Raw genomic sequence first — 14,962 nt, 5'->3', positions numbered from 1 at the left:
CCCCCCCCCCCCCCCCCCCCCCCCCCCCCCCCCCCCCCCCCCCCCCCCCGCCCCCCCCCCCCCCCCCCCCCCCCCCGGCCGGCCGCCCACCACCGCGCACGCCGGTCCCGGCACCGCGCGCCCCGGAGCCGCGCGGGCCTGCTGCGGCCGGCGCTGGCCGTCCTCGCCCTCGCCGCGGGGGTGGTCGCCCTGCGGGGGCCGGCCGCTCCCCCGCCGGCCGCCGCCGGCACGCCGACCGCCACGGTCTCAGGGCCGGTCGTGCTCGCGCAGCGGTCGGCTCCCGCGGCCGCGCCGCCGGTCCGGGTGCGGGCGCCGGCCATCGGTCTCGACAGCGGGCTGGTCGACCTCGGCCTCGACGCCACCGGCGCGCTGGCGGCCCCGGCCGACCCGGCGGCGGCCGGCTGGTACACCGGCGGCCCGGCGCCGGGTGACGTCGGCCCGGCGGTGCTGGCCGGGCACGTCGACTCCCGCAGCGGCCCGGCGGTCTTCTGGCGCCTGCGCGAGCTCGCTGCCGGGGACGAGGTGCTCGTCGACCGCGCCGACGGCAGCACCGTCGCGTTCACCGTCAGCCGGGTCGAGCGGCACCCGAAGGACGCCTTCCCCACCGCGGCCGTGTACGGGCCGACGGCGGACGCCCAGCTGCGGCTGGTCACCTGCGGCGGCGACTTCGACCGCTCGGCGCGCAGCTACGAGGACAACGTCGTCGTCTTCGCGACCGCGAGGTGAGGGAACGGCCTCCTCGCAGGGGCCCGCCGCGGGCCTGCGAGCGGTGTGGGGCGAGGAGGTCCTCCGTCAGCGGCGGCGGTCGCGGGCCTGCCAGCAGGCGGTGTGCCAGTGCCGGCGCAGGTCGGCGGCGGAGTCGGTGTCCCAGGGCTCCAGGTCCGAGTCGCGGGCGTAGGCCGGCCAGCTGACCACGTGCGGGGTGCCCGGCCGGATCTCCTGGTCGCAGCCCGGGCAGCGGTAGGGCTTGGTGCTCGCCGCCCCGGTCAGCCAGCGGACGACCCAGTCGCCATCGGCGGCCTCCTCGACCTCCTCGCTCCGACGCGCGAGCGGGGGGCGGCCGGCCGGCCGCCCCCCGCTGCGTCGTCCCCTGCGGGGCACCTCAGCGCCGGGAGTAGTCCCGGAACCCGCGGCCGGTCTTGCGGCCCAGGTAGCCGGCGGTGACCAGGTGCTCGAGCAGCGGCGCGGGCGCGAACCCGGGCTCGCGGAACTCGGTGTACAGCTCGCGCTCGATGGCCAGCGACACGTCGAGGCCGACGACGTCGAGCAGCTCGAACGGGCCCATCGGGTAGCCGCAGCCGACCTTCATGGCGGCGTCGATGTCGTCGGCGGTCGCGTAGTGCGCCTCGAGCATCTTCACCGCGTCGTTCAGGTACGGGAACAGCAGCGCGTTGACGATGAACCCGGCCCGGTCCGTGCAGGACACCGCGTGCTTGCCGAGCTGCGCGCAGACCGCGTGGGCGGTGGCCGCGACGTCGGGGGCGGTGGCGATGGTGCTGACCACCTCGACCAGCTTCATCACCGGCGCGGGGTTGAAGAAGTGCAGGCCGACGACGTCGGCGGGGCGCTCGCTGGCCTTGGCGCACTCGATGACCGGCAGGCTCGACGTCGTCGTGGCCAGCACCGCGCCGGGCTTGCAGATCTCGCCGAGGTTGGCGAACAGCGCCTGCTTGGTGGCCAGGTGCTCGACGACGGCCTCGATGACCAGGTCGACGTCGGCGAGGTCGTCCAGCGACGCCGTCCCGGTGACCCGGGCGAGCACCTCGTCCCGGCCGGCCTCGTCGAGCCGCCCGCGCGCGACCTGCTTGTCCAGCGACCTGCGCAGCGCGGTGTGCACGGCCTCGACCTTGTCGAGGGTGCGGGCCACGAAGACGACCTCGTAGCCGCCCTTGGCGGCGACCTCGACGATGCCGGTGGCCATCGTCCCGGAGCCGACGACGCCGATCTTCGACACGGGGCGGGCGCCCTCGGCGGCGCCGCCGGCGGCCGGGGTGCGCTCGTCGGGCACGACCTCGGCGGAGCCGGGCGCGGCGTAGGTGTAGAAGCCGCGGCCGGACTTCCGGCCCAGCAGGCCCGCGGTCATCATCTGCTTGATGACCGGGCTGGGCGCGTGCAGCCGGTTGCGCGACTGCTTGTACATCGTGTCGAGGATCTCGTAGGCGGTGTCGATCCCGATGAGGTCCATGAGCGCGAGCGGGCCCATCGGCAGGCCGCAGCCCAGCCGCATGGCGGCGTCGATGTCCTCGCGGCTGGCGTAGCGGTTCTCGTACATGGAGACCGCGTGGTTGAGGTAGCCGAACAGCAGCGCGTTGGCGATGAAGCCGGCCTTGTCGCCGATGGTCACGTCGACCTTGCCCAGCCGCTCGGCCAGGGCCTCGACGTCCTCGATGACCGCGGGCTCGGTGACGACGGTCCGCACGACCTCGACCAGCTTCATGACCGGCGCCGGGTTGAAGAAGTGCATCCCGATGACCTTGCTCGGCCGGCCGGTGGCCACCGACAGCTCGGTCACCGACAGGCTGGAGGTGTTGGTCGCGAGGATGGTGTCCGGCGGGCAGATCTTGTCCAGCTTCGCGAACAGCTCGGCCTTGAGCTCCATCCGCTCCGGGACGGCCTCGATGACCAGCTCCGCGACGGCGAGGTCCTCCAGCGACGTGGTGAAGCGGATCCGCCCGAGGATCGCCTCGCGCTCGGCCTCGTCGAGCTTGCCGCGCGCGACCGCTTTCCCGGTGGACTGCTCGACGTGCCCGCGGCCGCGGGCCAGCGCGTCGTCGCCGACCTCCACGGCCGTCACGGACAGGCCCGCGCGGGCCAGCACCTCGGCGATGCCCGCACCCATGGTGCCCAGGCCCACCACGCCGACCTCGGTCAGTTCTCTGGCCACGCTGCCATCTCCTCCCGTGCGTTGACCGGGGCAGTCTCCCACCCGGACGGCCCGCGTCCGCTACCGGCCGGTAGGTCCCTCCCTGGCCCCGTCCAGGGTCCCGCCCCGAGCTCGCGAAGGGTGGGGAGGACGGGGTCCTCACGCGGTGGGTGGCGGTCTCAGAACAGGCGCTGGGTGGGGTCGTCGGTGCCCTTGAGGACGGCGTAGTCGACGGTCACGCACTCGATGCCGCGGTCGCCGGCGAGCACCCGCGCCTGCGGCTTGATCTCCTGCGCGGCGAACACGCCCTTGACCGGGGCCAGCAGGGGGTCGCGGTTGAGCAGCTCGAGGTAGCGGGTCAGCTGCTCGACGCCGTCGATCTCGCCGCGCCGCTTGACCTCCACGGCGACGGTGCGCCCGTCGGCGTCGCGGCAGAGCAGGTCGACCGGGCCGATCGCCGTCGGGTACTCGCGGCGGACCAGCGACCAGCCCTGCCCGAAGGTCTCCACGTGCAGCGCGAGCAGCCGCTGCAGCTCGGCCTCGACGCCGTCCTTCTGCAGGCCGGGGTCCACGCCCAGCTCGTGCGCGGAGTCGTGCTCGACCGACTCGATGGTGATGACCAGCTGCTCACCGGCCTTGTTGGTGACCGTCCAGGTGCCGGACCCGTCGACGAGCTCGTCCCGGAGCGTGCACGGCGGGCTCATCCAGTTCAGCGGCTTGTAGGCGCGGTCGTCGGCGTGCACCGACACCGAGCCGTCGGCCTTGACCAGCAGCAGCCGCGAGGCCATGGGCAGGTGGGCGGTCAGCCGCCCGATGTAGTCGACCGAGCAGCGGGCGATGACCAGACGCACGGGGGCCGACGGTACCGGTCCGGTCACGACGGGAACCGCCGAGCCGGGTCGCGCGTCGCAGGACCGTGACGACGACGTCGACGGTGCGCGCGGCCGCGCTGCTGGCCGGTGCGCTGGCGCTGGCCGGGTGCGCGCAGGACGGGACCGACGCCGCGGCGCCGTCGCCCGACCCCCTGCCCGCGGGGCCCGTGCTGCAGGTCGAGCACACCGGCGGCTTCGTGCCCCCGGAGGACCTGGCCACCCGCCTGCCGCTGGTCACCGTCTACGGCGACGGCCGGGTGTTCACCGAGGGCCCGCAGATCGAGATCTGGCCCTCGCCCGCGCTGCCGAACGTGCAGGTGACCGAGGTCGGCGAGGCCACCGTCCGCGACCTGCTCGACCGCGCCGTCGACGCCGGGGTGACGGAGGACGCCGACCTCGGCGAGCCGCCGGTCGCCGACGCGCCCACCACCCGCATCACCCTGACCACCGGCGAGGGCACCGCGGTCCGCGAGGTGTACGCCCTGGCCGAGACCCCCGACGGGTCGCTGACCCCGGAGCAGGCCGAGGCCCGCGGGCGGCTGCAGGACCTCGTCGACGAGCTCACCGGCCTGGCCGCCGCGGGCCCGGCGGAGTCCTACGTGCCGCAGACGGTCGCCGCGGTGGTCCAGCCCCACACCGGCGGCGACCCGGAATTCCTCCAGCCCGACGTCGCCTGGCCGGGTCCCGGGCTGCCCGGCACGCCGCTGGGCGCCGGGCTGACCTGCGTGAGCGCCACCGGGCAGCAGGCGGCCGACGTGCTCGCGGCCGCCGCGACGGCGAACGTGCTCACGCCGTGGGCCACCCCCGACGGCGCCCGCTGGTCGATCGCGTTCCGGCCGGTGCTCCCGCACGAGACCGGCTGCGCCGACCTGACCGGGTGACCCGGCCTCAGTCGGTCCAGGCCGGCGGGCGCTTCTCCAGGAACGACCGCATGCCCTCGCGGGCGCCGTCGATCTGGCTGGCCGACGCCATCACCTCGACGGCGACGGCGTAGGCGTCCCGCTCGGTCCGGTCGAGCTGGGCGTACATCGTCCGCTTGCCCCACGCCTTGCTCGCCCGCGAGCCGCGGGTGGCCCGGGCCACGAGCTCGTCGACGGCGGCGTCGAGCTCGCCGTCGGGCACGACCCGGTTGACCAGCCCCCACTCCAGCGCGGTCCGCGCGTCGATGACGTCGCCGGTGAGCGCCAGCTCCATCGCCCGCTTGCGGCCGACGTTGCGGGCGATCGCCACCATCGGCGTGTGGCAGAACCAGCCGCCCTTCCCGCCCGGGGCGGCGAAGCCGGCCGACTCCGCGGCCACCGCGAGGTCGCAGGAGGCGACCAGCTGGCAGCCCGCGGCGGTGGCCAGGGCGTGCACCCGCGCGACGACGACCTGCGGCACGTCCTGCAGCGTCTGCACCAGCTCGGTGCACAGGGCGAGCAGGCTGCGGACCTCGGTCACCGGCCGGTCGACGACGTCCCGGAAGTCGTGCCCGGCGCTGAACACCGGCCCCTCCGCGCCGAGGACGATGCCCGCCGCGTCGCTGCCGCCGGCGTCGGTGACGGCGGCCAGCAGCTGGGTGAGGTGGTCGCGGGACAGCGCGTTGCGCCGCTGCGGGCGGCACATGGTGATGCGGACGACGTCGCCGTCGCGCTCGACGCGGGGAGCTCCCTCGGCGGTCACGTGACCGACCTCACCACGGGTGGCCGGTCGGGGGCAACGCGGCTGGGGACGCTGGAGGGGTGGACGCCGAGGAGGTCACCGACACCGCGCCCCGCGCCGCCGGGCGGACGCTGTTCACGCAGGGCTGGCGGGACGTCGCCTTCCTGCACTGGGCGGTCGACCCGGACGTCGTCGCGCCGCTGCTGCCGCCGGGCACCCGGCCGGACACCACCCCGGACGGGCGCAGCTGGGTGGGGCTGGTGCCCTTCCGCATGCGCCGCATCGGCGTCCTCGGCTCGCCCGGCCTGCCCTACGTCGGCTCGTTCCTCGAGACCAACGTGCGCCTGTACTCCGTGGACGGGGAGGGCCGGCGCGGCGTCGTCTTCGCGTCCCTCGACGCCGACCGGCTGCTCCCGGTCCTGGTCGCCCGCGCCGCGGGGCTGCCCTACCTGTGGTCGCGGATGCGCCTGACCCGCGACGGCGACCTGCTGACCTACACCAGCCGGCGGCGCTGGCCCGGGCCGCGCGGCGCCGGCGGCCGGATCGAGGTGCGGGTGGGTCCGCGGCTGGAGCGGCCCGGTCCGCTGGAGCGCTTCCTCACCGGCCGCTGGGGGCTGCACCAGACGAGCCGGGGCCGCACGCGCTACTGGCCCAACGAGCACCCGGCCTGGCCGCTGCACCGCGCCGAGCTCCTGACCTGGGACGGCGACCTGCTCGCCGCGGCCGGGCTGCCCGGCGTCGGCGGCCCGCCGGACAGCGTGCTGTTCTCCCCCGGCGTCGACGTCCGCTTCGGCCCCCGGGTCTGACGCACGGAGCCGTTCCGCAACCCCCTGGGCAAGACGGGGCGCAGCCGCGACACTGCCCGGGTGGGAGCACCGCAGCCCGTGGCGACCGCCGGCCCGACGACCGACGACGCCGACGAGGACTGGGTGCACCGCCTGCTCGACCTCGCGCGCGCCCGGCTCGGGATGGACGTCGCCTGGTTGTCGGTGTTCACCGAGGACCGCCAGGAGATCGCCTCGGCCACCGGCGAGCTCGGCGCCATGAACGTCTCCGAGGGCATGTCGATGCCGCTCGAGGAGTCCTTCTGCGTGCGGGTGCTGTCCGGCCAGCTGCCGCCGGTGGTCACCGGCGCCGACCGCAACCCGGTCACCCGCGAGCTCGCGGTCACCCGGCAGCTGGGGATCGGCTCCTACGTCGGCGCCCCGGTGCGCGGCGAGGACCGGCGCCCGCTCGGGATGCTGTGCTGCATCAGCCGGGACGCCGGCGAGCAGCTGGACGGCTCGTCGGTGCGGACGGTGGAGATGCTCGCCGAGCTGATCGGCGAGCGGCTGACCGCCGAGGAGGCCGCCCAGACCGAGCTGGCCGCCCGGCACGCGCGGGTCTGCGACGTCCTGGAGCGGCGCGCGGTGGAGGTGCACGTCCAGCCGGTCGTCGACATGCACAGCGGCACCGTCGTCGCGCACGAGGCGCTGTCCCGCTTCCCCGGCAGCGAGGGCAGCCCGGCGACGCTGTTCGCCGACGCCGCGGTCGTCGGCCTGGGCGTGGAGCTGGAGCTGCTGGCCGTGCACGCCGCCCTGGAGGCCGGGGACCGGCTGCCGCGGGGCCTGCGGCTGGCGGTCAACCTCTCCCCCGAGGCGCTGCTCGCGCCCGAGGTCGGCGAGGCGCTCCTCGAGGGCGTCCGGCGGACGGCGCTGACCGTGGAGATCACCGAGCACAGCCCGATCGCGGACTACGGGCCGGTCCTGGGCGCGCTGGCGCCGCTGCGGGCGGCCGGGATCCGGCTCAGCATCGACGACGCCGGCGCCGGCTACGCGAGCCTGCGGCACATCCTGCGGCTGCGGCCGGACACCATCAAGCTCGACATCGCGCTGGTCAGCGGGGTCGACGTCGACCCGGCGCGGCAGGCAATGACCGCGGCGATGGTGGCCTTCGCCGCCGACACCGGCGCCACGCTGGTGGCCGAGGGCATCGAGACCACCGCCGAGCGCGACGCCCTGCTCTCCCGCGGCGTCCGCTACGGCCAGGGCCACCTGTTCGGCCGGCCGGCGCCGATCTCCTGAGCGAGGACCCCGCCCTCCCCCTCGCGGGCTCGGGGCGGTGCCCTGGACGGGGCCGGGCCGGCGGCTCAGACGGAGGCGGGCACCCGCTCGTCGAGGCCGTTCGCCTCGCGGACCACGTCCACGACCTGGCCCATGATGTCGGTGAGCCCGAAGTCCTTCGGCGTGAACACCCGGGCCACGCCCTGCTCGCGCAGCCGGCGGGCGTCGCTGTCGGGGATGATCCCGCCGACGACGACCGGGACGTCGTCCAGGCCGGCCTCCTGCAGGCCCCGCAGCACCGCCGGCACCACCTGCAGGTGCGAGCCGGAGAGCACCGACAGCCCGACGACGTGCACGTCCTCCTCGATCGCGGCCGAGACGATCTGCGCGGGCGTGAGCCGGATGCCCTGGTAGACCACCTCGAAGCCGGCGTCGCGGGCGCGGACGGCGATCTGCTCCGCGCCGTTGGAGTGCCCGTCGAGGCCGGGCTTGCCGACCAGGAACCGCAGCCGCCCGCCGAGCTCCTCGCCGGTGGCGCGCACCCGCTCGCGGACCCGCGCCAGCGTCTCGTCGGCCTCGCCGCCGCCGGTGGCCGCGGCCACGCCGGTGGGGGCGCGGTACTCGCCGAACACCTCGCGCAGCACGCCGGCCCACTCCCCCGTCGTCACGCCCGCCCGGGCGCACCGCAGGGTCGCCTCCATGAGGTTGACGTCGCTGCCGGCGGCCTCCCGCAGCGCGGCCAGCGCGGCCTCCACCGGCGCCGGGTCGCGCTCGGCCCGCCACTTCCGCACCGCCTCCTGGGCGGCGTTCTCGACGGCGGGGTCGACGACCTGGATGGCGGCGTCGAGGTCGGCCAGCAGCGGGTTGGGCTCGGTGCCCTCGAACCGGTTGACGCCGACGACGACGTCCTCGCCGTTCTCCATCCGGCGCCGCCGCTCGGCCAGCGAGGCGACGAGCTGCCCCTTCATGTAGCCGGACTCGACGGCGGCCACCGCCCCGCCCATCTCCTGCACCCGGGCGATCTCGGCGCGGGCGCCCTCGACCAGCTCGGACACCTTCCGCTCCACGACGACCGACCCGGTGAACAGGTCGTCGTACTCGAGCAGGTCGGTCTCGTAGGCGAGCACCTGCTGCAGCCGCAGCGACCACTGCTGGTCCCACGGCCGGGGCAGGCCCAGCGCCTCGTTCCACGCCGGCAGCTGCACCGCGCGGGCGCGGGCGTCCCTGGACAGCGTGACCGCGAGCATCTCCAGCACGATCCGCTGCACGTTGTTCTCCGGCTGCGCCTCGGTCAGGCCCAGGGAGTTGACCTGCACGCCGTAGCGGAAGCGGCGGTGCCTGGGGTCCTGCACGCCGTAGCGCTCCTGCGTCAGCTCGTCCCAGAGCTGGGTGAAGGCGCGCATCTTGCACATCTCCTCGACGAAGCGGACGCCCGCGTTGACGAAGAAGGAGATGCGCGCGACCACCTCGCCGAAGCGCTCCTGCGGCACCTGGCCGGAGTCGCGCACCGAGTCCAGGACGGCGATCGCGGTGCTCATCGCGTAGGCGATCTCCTGCACCGGCGTCGCCCCGGCCTCCTGCAGGTGGTAGCTGCAGATGTTGATCGGGTTCCACTTCGGCATCGCCGTCACCGTGTAGGCGACCATGTCGGTGATCAGCCGCATCGAGGGCCCGGGCGGGAACACGTAGGTCCCCCGCGACAGGTACTCCTTGATGATGTCGTTCTGCGTCGTCCCGGCGAGCTTCGCGACGTCGTGCCCGTGCTCCTCGGCGACCGCCTGGTAGAGCGCGAGCAGCCACATGGCGGTGGCGTTGATCGTCATCGACGTGTTCATCTCGTCGAGCGGGATGCCGTCGAACAGCGCCCGCATGTCGCCGATGTGCGTCACCGGGACGCCGACCTTGCCGACCTCACCGACGGCGAGCTCGTCGTCGGGGTCGTAGCCGGTCTGCGTCGGCAGGTCGAAGGCGACCGACAGGCCGGTCTGCCCCTTCGCCAGGTTCCGGCGGTAGAGCGCGTTGGACTCGGCCGGCGAGGAGTGGCCGGCGTAGGTGCGCATGACCCAGGGACGGTCGCGCTCCTTCGGCGATGAAGGGAACGGCATGCCAGCGGAGTCTAGGGGTGTTACCGGCCAGTAGCAGCACCGGTCCGGGAGCCCCGCGGTGGCACACTCGGTCGTGTGCGACCGGGCCGGGAGAGGCCCGGACGCCGCCCGCCGAGGGGAGGCGCCGTGCTGCAGCCGGGCAGTCTGAGCTACATCGCCGGACCGGTCATCGCGATCGTCGTCATGGTGCTGCTGGCCCTCTTCATGCGCTGGGCCTTCGGCGGGAGCCCCACCGGGGGCGTGCGCCGGCGCCGTCCCCCACCCACCGACGACGGTCTGCTCACGCGGGTCGCCACGCTGTCCCGCCGCGAGTCGGCGCTCGCGCTGCGCGCGGTGCTCTCCGACGCCGGGATCCGCTCGACGGTCCGCTTCCCCGAGGCGCACCGCGCCGACGTGCTGGTCTTCCCCGAGGACGCCGCCCGCGCCCGGGCGCTCGCGTCCTCCTTCCCCGCGGCGTAGCCCTCCCGCGGGCTCAGAGGTCGCCCGGGCGCTCGACGCGCTCGATCTGCACGCCCAGGCCGCGCAGCTGCTCGACGAAGTCGGGGTAGCCGCGGTCGACGTGGTGCACGTCCTGCACCTCGGTGACGCCGTCGGACAGCAGCCCGGCCAGCACCAGCCCGGCGCCGGCGCGGATGTCGGTGGCCACCACGGGCGCCGACGACAGCCGCTCCCGCCCGCGCACGACGGCGTGGTGGCCGTCGATGCGCACGTCGGCGCCCAGGCGCACCAGCTCGTTGACGAACATGAACCGGCCCTCGAACACGTTCTCGGTGATCAGGGCCGTGCCGGTGGACACCGCGGCCAGCGCGACCGCCATCGGCTGCAGGTCGGTCGGGAACCCGGGGAACGGCAGCGTGACGACGTCGACCCCGCGCGGCCGCTCGTCCATGGCGATCCGGACGCCGTTCTCGACGACCTCCACGGTGGCGCCGGCGCTGACCAGCTTGTCCAGCGGGACGGCGAGGTGGTCGGGGACGGCCCGCTCGACGACGACGTCGCCGCGGGTCATCACCGCGCCGATCGCCCACGTCCCGGCGACGATGCGGTCGGGCACCGTCGAGTAGGTCACCGGCGACAGCGCGTCGACGCCCTCGACGGTGAGCGTGGAGGTGCCCGCGCCGTCGATGCGGGCGCCCATCGCGGTGAGCATCGAGCAGATGTCGACGATCTCCGGCTCGCGGGCGGCGTTGTCGATGACCGTCGTCCCCTCGGCCAGGACCGCGGCCATGAGCAGGTTCTCCGTGGCGCCGACCGACGGGAAGTCCAGCCAGATCGAGGTGCCCACCAGCCGCGGCGCGGAGGCGACGAGGAAGCCGTGCTCGCTGTGGATCGAGGCGCCGAGCCGCTCCAGGCCGGAGATGTGCATGTCCAGTCCGCGGGAGCCGATCGCGTCGCCGCCGGGCAGCGCCACCCGGGCGCTGCCGCAGCGGGCGACCAGCGGGCCGAGCACGCTGATCGAGGCGCGCATCTTGCGGACCAGGTCGTAGTCGGTCTCGGTGGCGGGGTCCTCCGGCACGTCGACGACGACCCGGCCGCCGCCCCCGGGCTGCCCCGAGCGCTCGTAGCCGACGCCGCAGCCGAGCCGGCGCAGCACCTCGCTCATGATCGCGACGTCGAGGATGTCGGGGACCTCGTCGATCGTCGTCCGCCCGGAGGCCAGGAGCGCGGCCGCCATGAGCTTGAGGGCGCTGTTCTTCGCCCCCGTGACCCGTACCCGGCCCCTGAGGGCGGTGCCGCCGGTCACCTCGAAGCACTGCACCCGACCACCCTACGGCGCGTGCGCGGGCGGCTCCGGGCAGCGTCCCAGGCCGGCGGGCGCGCCCGCAGCAGCGCCTAGGCTGGGCGACCATGACGGTCCGGCTCACCCGCATCTACACGAAGACCGGTGACGCCGGGCAGACGCACCTGGGCGACATGAGCCGGGTGGCCAAGACCGACCCGCGGCTGGTCGCCTACGCCGACGTCGACGAGGCCAACAGCGTGCTCGGCGTGGCCCTGGCGCTGGGCGCGCCGTCGCCCGAGCTGGTCGAGCTCGTGCGCAGCGTGCAGAACGACCTGTTCGACGTCGGCGCCGACCTGTCCACGCCCGTGGTGCCCGACCCCGCGCACCCGCCGCTGCGGGTGACCGCCGCCTACACCGAGCGGCTGGAGGCGGCCTGCGACGAGCACAACGAGGCGCTGCCGACGCTGACCAGCTTCGTGCTGCCCGGCGGGACGCCGCTGGCGGCGCTGCTGCACCAGGCGCGGGTGGTCGTCCGGCGGGCCGAGCGCAGCGTGTGGGCGCTGCTGGAGGCCGACGGCGAGCGCACCAACCCGGAGACCGCCCGCTACCTCAACCGGCTCTCGGACCTGCTGTTCATCCTCGCCCGCGAGGCCAACCCCGGCGGCGACGTCCTGTGGGAGCCCGGGGCGCACAGCGGCGTCCACGCCCAGCGGGCCGCGCAGGGCTGACTCAGGCCCCTAGTGCACGGGCGGGGCCGACTCCACCCAGGAGAGGAACCCCGTCACCGTGGAGGGGTCCATGGCCAGCTCCTTGCGGCCGGCGCCGGTGGCGCAGGTCAGGACGACGGCATCGTCGGGCAGGGCGACGTCGTCCCGGCCGGGGGGCCGCCGGCCCTCGACCTGCACCTCCGTGCGGCACAGCCGCTGCTGCGGACGGACCGACAGCGACAGCGCCCGGTACCAGAGCAGCGCCTCTCCCCCGTACCAGGCGACGCCCACCGACCACCGGGAGCTGCCGACCGGGCGCAGCCACATCGTCACCGCGCCGAGGCCGGAGAGCAGCAGCCGGCGTCGGATGAGGAAGGCGACCACCAGGACGACGACCAGCACCCCGGCGAGGACGAGCAGGGCGGTGGTCACCGTCGGCCGGGGCGGGCGGGGTCCGGTCGGGTCAGTCGGCCTGTCCGGCGGCCCGCAGGCGGGACTGGGCGCGGCGGGCGGCGGCGAGGGCCTCGGGGTCGTCGCCGGCGGACTCGGCGCGGCGCAGCGCCTCGCGGGCCCGCTCGACGTCGATCTCGGAGGAGATCTCCGCGGTCTCGGCGAGGATGGACACGCCCTTGGGCGTCACCGACAGGAAGCCGCCGTGGGCGGCGACGACCATGTCCGGGCCCTCGGTCGTCCGGACGGTGACGACGCCACCGGGGGCGAGCTCGCCGAGCAGCGGGGCGTGGCCGGGCAGGACGCCGATCTCGCCCTCGGTCGTGCGGGCGATGACCATGCTCGCCTCACCCGACCAGATGGTCCGCTCGACGGCCACCAACTCGACCTGCAGGGTCGCCACGACACTCCTCCGGGTCCACCGACGGGCGGTGCTGGGACGCCGGCCGGGAAACGGGCACGGCGACGGTCGTCGCCCACTCTAGCCGCGGGACCCCGACCACCCGGCGCGGGCCGCCCGGCGGTCACCCGGCCGGGCGGCGGACCCGGTCCTCCGTCAGGCGGCGCGACGGTAGAGCAGGGTCCAGCGGCCGACGCGGACCCACGGGTGGCGCACCGTCGAGGCGGGTGCCCACTCCTCGGTGTCGTAGGCGATGTCGTGCACGTGCGGTACGGACGTCGGCGGCCAGGTCCACCCGGGATCGGCGGTCCCGGCCGGCAGCCGGGTCACCGTGCCGTCGGTGCTGGTCGCGTCCAGCCACTCCATGGTCTTCTCCCACACCGCGCGTCCGGTCCCTCCGGGCGCCACCTGTCCGATCGGCAGCAAGGCTCCCGCTCTCGAGGTGCACCCGGGAAGGCACCTGCCCATGAGCGCGGGTGCGTCAACCCCCCGGCGCGCCACGCCCGGGCCGGTCCCGACCGTGCGTGACCGGTCCTTCACACGAGGGGTACCCGGACGCACGACGGCCGGGCGTCCCCGCAGGGACACCCGGCCGTGACGTGGTGTGGTCCCGTCCGGAGGCTCACCCCGAGCGTGCGAGGGGCGAGGAGGACGGGTCCTTCCTCAGCCGCGCTTGAGCTTCTCCGCGTTGCGCTCGAGGTCCTCGAGCCCACCGCACATGAAGAAGGCCTGCTCGGGCACGTGGTCGTAGTTGCCCTCGGTGAGCGCCTTGAAGGCCTCGAGGGTCTCCGACAGCGGCACGAACGAGCCCGGCTGACCGGTGAAGGCCTCGGCCACGAACATGTTCTGCGAGAGGAACCGCTCGATCCGCCGTGCGCGCTGCACGGTGACCTTGTCCTCCTCGGAGAGCTCGTCGATGCCGAGGATCGCGATGATGTCCTGCAGCTCCTGGTAGCGCTGGAGGATCTGCTTGACCGTCTGCGCGACCTGGTAGTGGTCCTGGCCGACGTACTGCGGGTCGAGGATCCGGCTGGTGGAGTCGAGCGGGTCGACGGCCGGGTAGATGCCCTTCTCCGAGATCGGCCGGGAAAGCACCGTCGTCGCGTCGAGGTGGGCGAACGTGGTGTGCGGCGCCGGGTCGGTGATGTCGTCGGCGGGCACGTAGATCGCCTGCAGCGAGGTGATCGAGTGACCCCGCGTCGAGGTGATCCGCTCCTGCAGCTCGCCCATCTCGTCGGCGAGGGTCGGCTGGTAACCCACGGCGGAGGGCATGCGGCCCAGCAGCGTGGACACCTCGGACCCGGCCTGGGTGAACCGGAAGATGTTGTCGATGAAGAGCAGCACGTCCTGGTTCTGCTCGTCGCGGAAGTACTCCGCCATCGTCAGCGCCGACAGCGCCACCCGCAGCCGGGTGCCCGGCGGCTCGTCCATCTGGCCGAAGACCAGCGCGGTGGACTCGATGACGCCGGACTCGGTCATCTCGGTGATGAGGTCGTTGCCCTCGCGGGTGCGCTCGCCGACGCCGGCGAACACCGACACGCCACCGAACTCCTGGGCGACCCGGCGGATCATCTCCTGGATCAGCACGGTTTTGCCCACGCCGGCACCGCCGAACAGGCCGATCTTCCCGCCGGCCACGTACGGGGTGAGCAGGTCGATGACCTTGATGCCGGTCTCAAGCAGCTCGGTGCGGCCCTCGAGCTGGTCGAACCGCGGCGCGTGCCGGTGGATCGACCAGTGCGGGGCGTCGGCGCCGTGGCCGGGGGCGTCCAGGCAGTCGCCGAGGGCGTTGAACACGTGGCCCTTGGTGACGTCGCCGACCGGCACGCTGATCGAGGCGCCGGTGTCACTGACCGCGGCGCCGCGGACCAGGCCGTCGGTGGGCTGCATGGAGATGGTGCGGACCACGTTGTCGCCCAGGTGCTGGGCGACCTCGAGGGTCAGCGTCTTGCTCAGGTCGGCGAGCGCGACGTCGACCCGGAGGGCGTTGAACAGGTCGGGCATCGCGTCGCGCGGGAACTCGACGTCGACGACCGGCCCGGTGACCCGGACGACGCGGCCTGTCGCCTGGGTGGTCGGACGGTCCTCGGTGACGGTCATGAGGGGGCTCCTCGGTCAGGTGGATCGGAGACCCGGCCCCGCCTCGGGCGGGGGCCGGG

16 protein-coding genes are annotated in these 14,962 nt (G+C 74.8%); 6 read left to right on the top strand and 10 right to left on the bottom strand.

Going from position 1 to position 14,962, the window contains the following annotated elements; all coding sequences use genetic code 11:
- Positions 1-180: 180 nt before the first annotated feature.
- Complete coding sequence (locus tag ACI79Z_RS17780) at positions 181-726, top strand: class F sortase (protein ID WP_456903386.1); 546 nt, start codon at positions 181-183, stop codon at positions 724-726.
- A gap of 66 nt (positions 727-792) precedes the next feature.
- Here the strand turns inward: ACI79Z_RS17780 and ACI79Z_RS17775 are convergent, their stop codons facing one another.
- From ACI79Z_RS17775 to nucS, 3 genes are all read right to left on the bottom strand, one after another.
- Complete coding sequence (locus tag ACI79Z_RS17775; RefSeq protein ID WP_456903385.1) at positions 793-1,101, bottom strand: hypothetical protein; 309 nt, start codon at positions 1,099-1,101, stop codon at positions 793-795.
- A 1-nt stretch (position 1,102) separates the two neighbouring features.
- Positions 1,103-2,884: a 3-hydroxyacyl-CoA dehydrogenase family protein gene (locus ACI79Z_RS17770; protein ID WP_387992505.1), complete on the bottom strand. Its 1,782-nt coding sequence runs from the start codon at positions 2,882-2,884 to the stop codon at positions 1,103-1,105.
- Between the two features lie 158 nt (positions 2,885-3,042).
- Positions 3,043-3,714, bottom strand: coding sequence for an endonuclease NucS (gene nucS / locus ACI79Z_RS17765; protein WP_387992502.1), 672 nt, complete (start codon positions 3,712-3,714; stop codon positions 3,043-3,045).
- Positions 3,715-3,779: 65 nt separating this feature from the next.
- Between nucS and ACI79Z_RS17760 the strand changes: the two genes are divergently transcribed.
- On the top strand, positions 3,780-4,616 hold the full coding sequence (locus ACI79Z_RS17760) for a hypothetical protein (protein WP_456903384.1): 837 nt from the start codon (positions 3,780-3,782) through the stop codon (positions 4,614-4,616).
- Positions 4,617-4,623: 7 nt separating this feature from the next.
- Here the strand turns inward: ACI79Z_RS17760 and ACI79Z_RS17755 are convergent, their stop codons facing one another.
- A complete protein-coding gene (locus ACI79Z_RS17755; protein WP_456903383.1) occupies positions 4,624-5,397 on the bottom strand; it encodes an enoyl-CoA hydratase-related protein in 774 nt (257 codons plus the stop codon).
- Between the two features lie 59 nt (positions 5,398-5,456).
- Between ACI79Z_RS17755 and ACI79Z_RS17750 the strand changes: the two genes are divergently transcribed.
- Both ACI79Z_RS17750 and ACI79Z_RS17745 read left to right on the top strand, forming a co-directional pair.
- Complete coding sequence (locus tag ACI79Z_RS17750) at positions 5,457-6,182, top strand: YqjF family protein (protein WP_387992494.1); 726 nt, start codon at positions 5,457-5,459, stop codon at positions 6,180-6,182.
- A 60-nt stretch (positions 6,183-6,242) separates the two neighbouring features.
- Positions 6,243-7,439 (top strand): sensor domain-containing phosphodiesterase, encoded by a 1,197-nt coding sequence (locus tag ACI79Z_RS17745; RefSeq protein ID WP_456903382.1) that lies wholly within the window; start codon positions 6,243-6,245, stop codon positions 7,437-7,439.
- A gap of 65 nt (positions 7,440-7,504) precedes the next feature.
- On the opposite strand, the gene ACI79Z_RS17740 is transcribed toward ACI79Z_RS17745, so the two are convergent.
- The gene (locus tag ACI79Z_RS17740) at positions 7,505-9,523 is read right to left on the bottom strand and encodes a protein meaA (RefSeq protein ID WP_456903381.1); all 2,019 of its coding nucleotides are present in this window, start codon (positions 9,521-9,523) and stop codon (positions 7,505-7,507) included.
- Positions 9,524-9,649: 126 nt separating this feature from the next.
- Here ACI79Z_RS17740 and ACI79Z_RS17735 point away from each other — a divergent pair, with 126 nt between their 5' ends.
- Positions 9,650-9,982 carry a hypothetical protein gene (locus tag ACI79Z_RS17735; RefSeq protein WP_387992485.1) on the top strand — a complete coding sequence of 111 codons (333 nt, stop codon included), beginning with the start codon at positions 9,650-9,652 and terminating at the stop codon, positions 9,980-9,982.
- A gap of 13 nt (positions 9,983-9,995) precedes the next feature.
- On the opposite strand, the gene murA is transcribed toward ACI79Z_RS17735, so the two are convergent.
- Positions 9,996-11,282 (bottom strand): UDP-N-acetylglucosamine 1-carboxyvinyltransferase, encoded by a 1,287-nt coding sequence (gene murA, locus ACI79Z_RS17730; protein ID WP_387992482.1) that lies wholly within the window; start codon positions 11,280-11,282, stop codon positions 9,996-9,998.
- A gap of 89 nt (positions 11,283-11,371) precedes the next feature.
- Here murA and ACI79Z_RS17725 point away from each other — a divergent pair, with 89 nt between their 5' ends.
- Entirely contained in the window at positions 11,372-11,974 is a 603-nt protein-coding gene (locus ACI79Z_RS17725; RefSeq protein WP_387992479.1) for a cob(I)yrinic acid a,c-diamide adenosyltransferase, read from the top strand.
- Between the two features lie 9 nt (positions 11,975-11,983).
- On the opposite strand, the gene ACI79Z_RS17720 is transcribed toward ACI79Z_RS17725, so the two are convergent.
- The 4 genes from ACI79Z_RS17720 to atpD form a co-directional block, all read right to left on the bottom strand.
- Positions 11,984-12,385 (bottom strand): DUF2550 domain-containing protein, encoded by a 402-nt coding sequence (locus ACI79Z_RS17720; protein WP_387992476.1) that lies wholly within the window; start codon positions 12,383-12,385, stop codon positions 11,984-11,986.
- A 31-nt stretch (positions 12,386-12,416) separates the two neighbouring features.
- The gene (locus tag ACI79Z_RS17715) at positions 12,417-12,806 is read right to left on the bottom strand and encodes a F0F1 ATP synthase subunit epsilon (RefSeq protein WP_387992473.1); all 390 of its coding nucleotides are present in this window, start codon (positions 12,804-12,806) and stop codon (positions 12,417-12,419) included.
- A gap of 153 nt (positions 12,807-12,959) precedes the next feature.
- Positions 12,960-13,184 carry a hypothetical protein gene (locus ACI79Z_RS17710; protein WP_387992470.1) on the bottom strand — a complete coding sequence of 75 codons (225 nt, stop codon included), beginning with the start codon at positions 13,182-13,184 and terminating at the stop codon, positions 12,960-12,962.
- Positions 13,185-13,466: 282 nt separating this feature from the next.
- Positions 13,467-14,903: a F0F1 ATP synthase subunit beta gene (gene atpD, locus ACI79Z_RS17705; protein ID WP_387992467.1), complete on the bottom strand. Its 1,437-nt coding sequence runs from the start codon at positions 14,901-14,903 to the stop codon at positions 13,467-13,469.
- Positions 14,904-14,962: the final 59 nt, after the last annotated feature.

Source organism: Geodermatophilus sp. SYSU D00663 (genome assembly GCF_054050655.1).
Note: the sequence above shows the minus strand (reverse complement) of the source record. Positions and strands in the feature narration are given on the sequence as shown.

Coding starts and splice junctions, on each gene's coding strand:
- ACI79Z_RS17740 (WP_456903381.1), bottom strand. CDS start 9,523: ATGCCGTTCCCTTCATCGCCGAAGGAGCGCGACCGTCCCTGGGTCATG.
- atpD (WP_387992467.1), bottom strand. CDS start 14,903: ATGACCGTCACCGAGGACCGTCCGACCACCCAGGCGACAGGCCGCGTC.
- ACI79Z_RS17725 (WP_387992479.1), top strand. CDS start 11,372: ATGACGGTCCGGCTCACCCGCATCTACACGAAGACCGGTGACGCCGGG.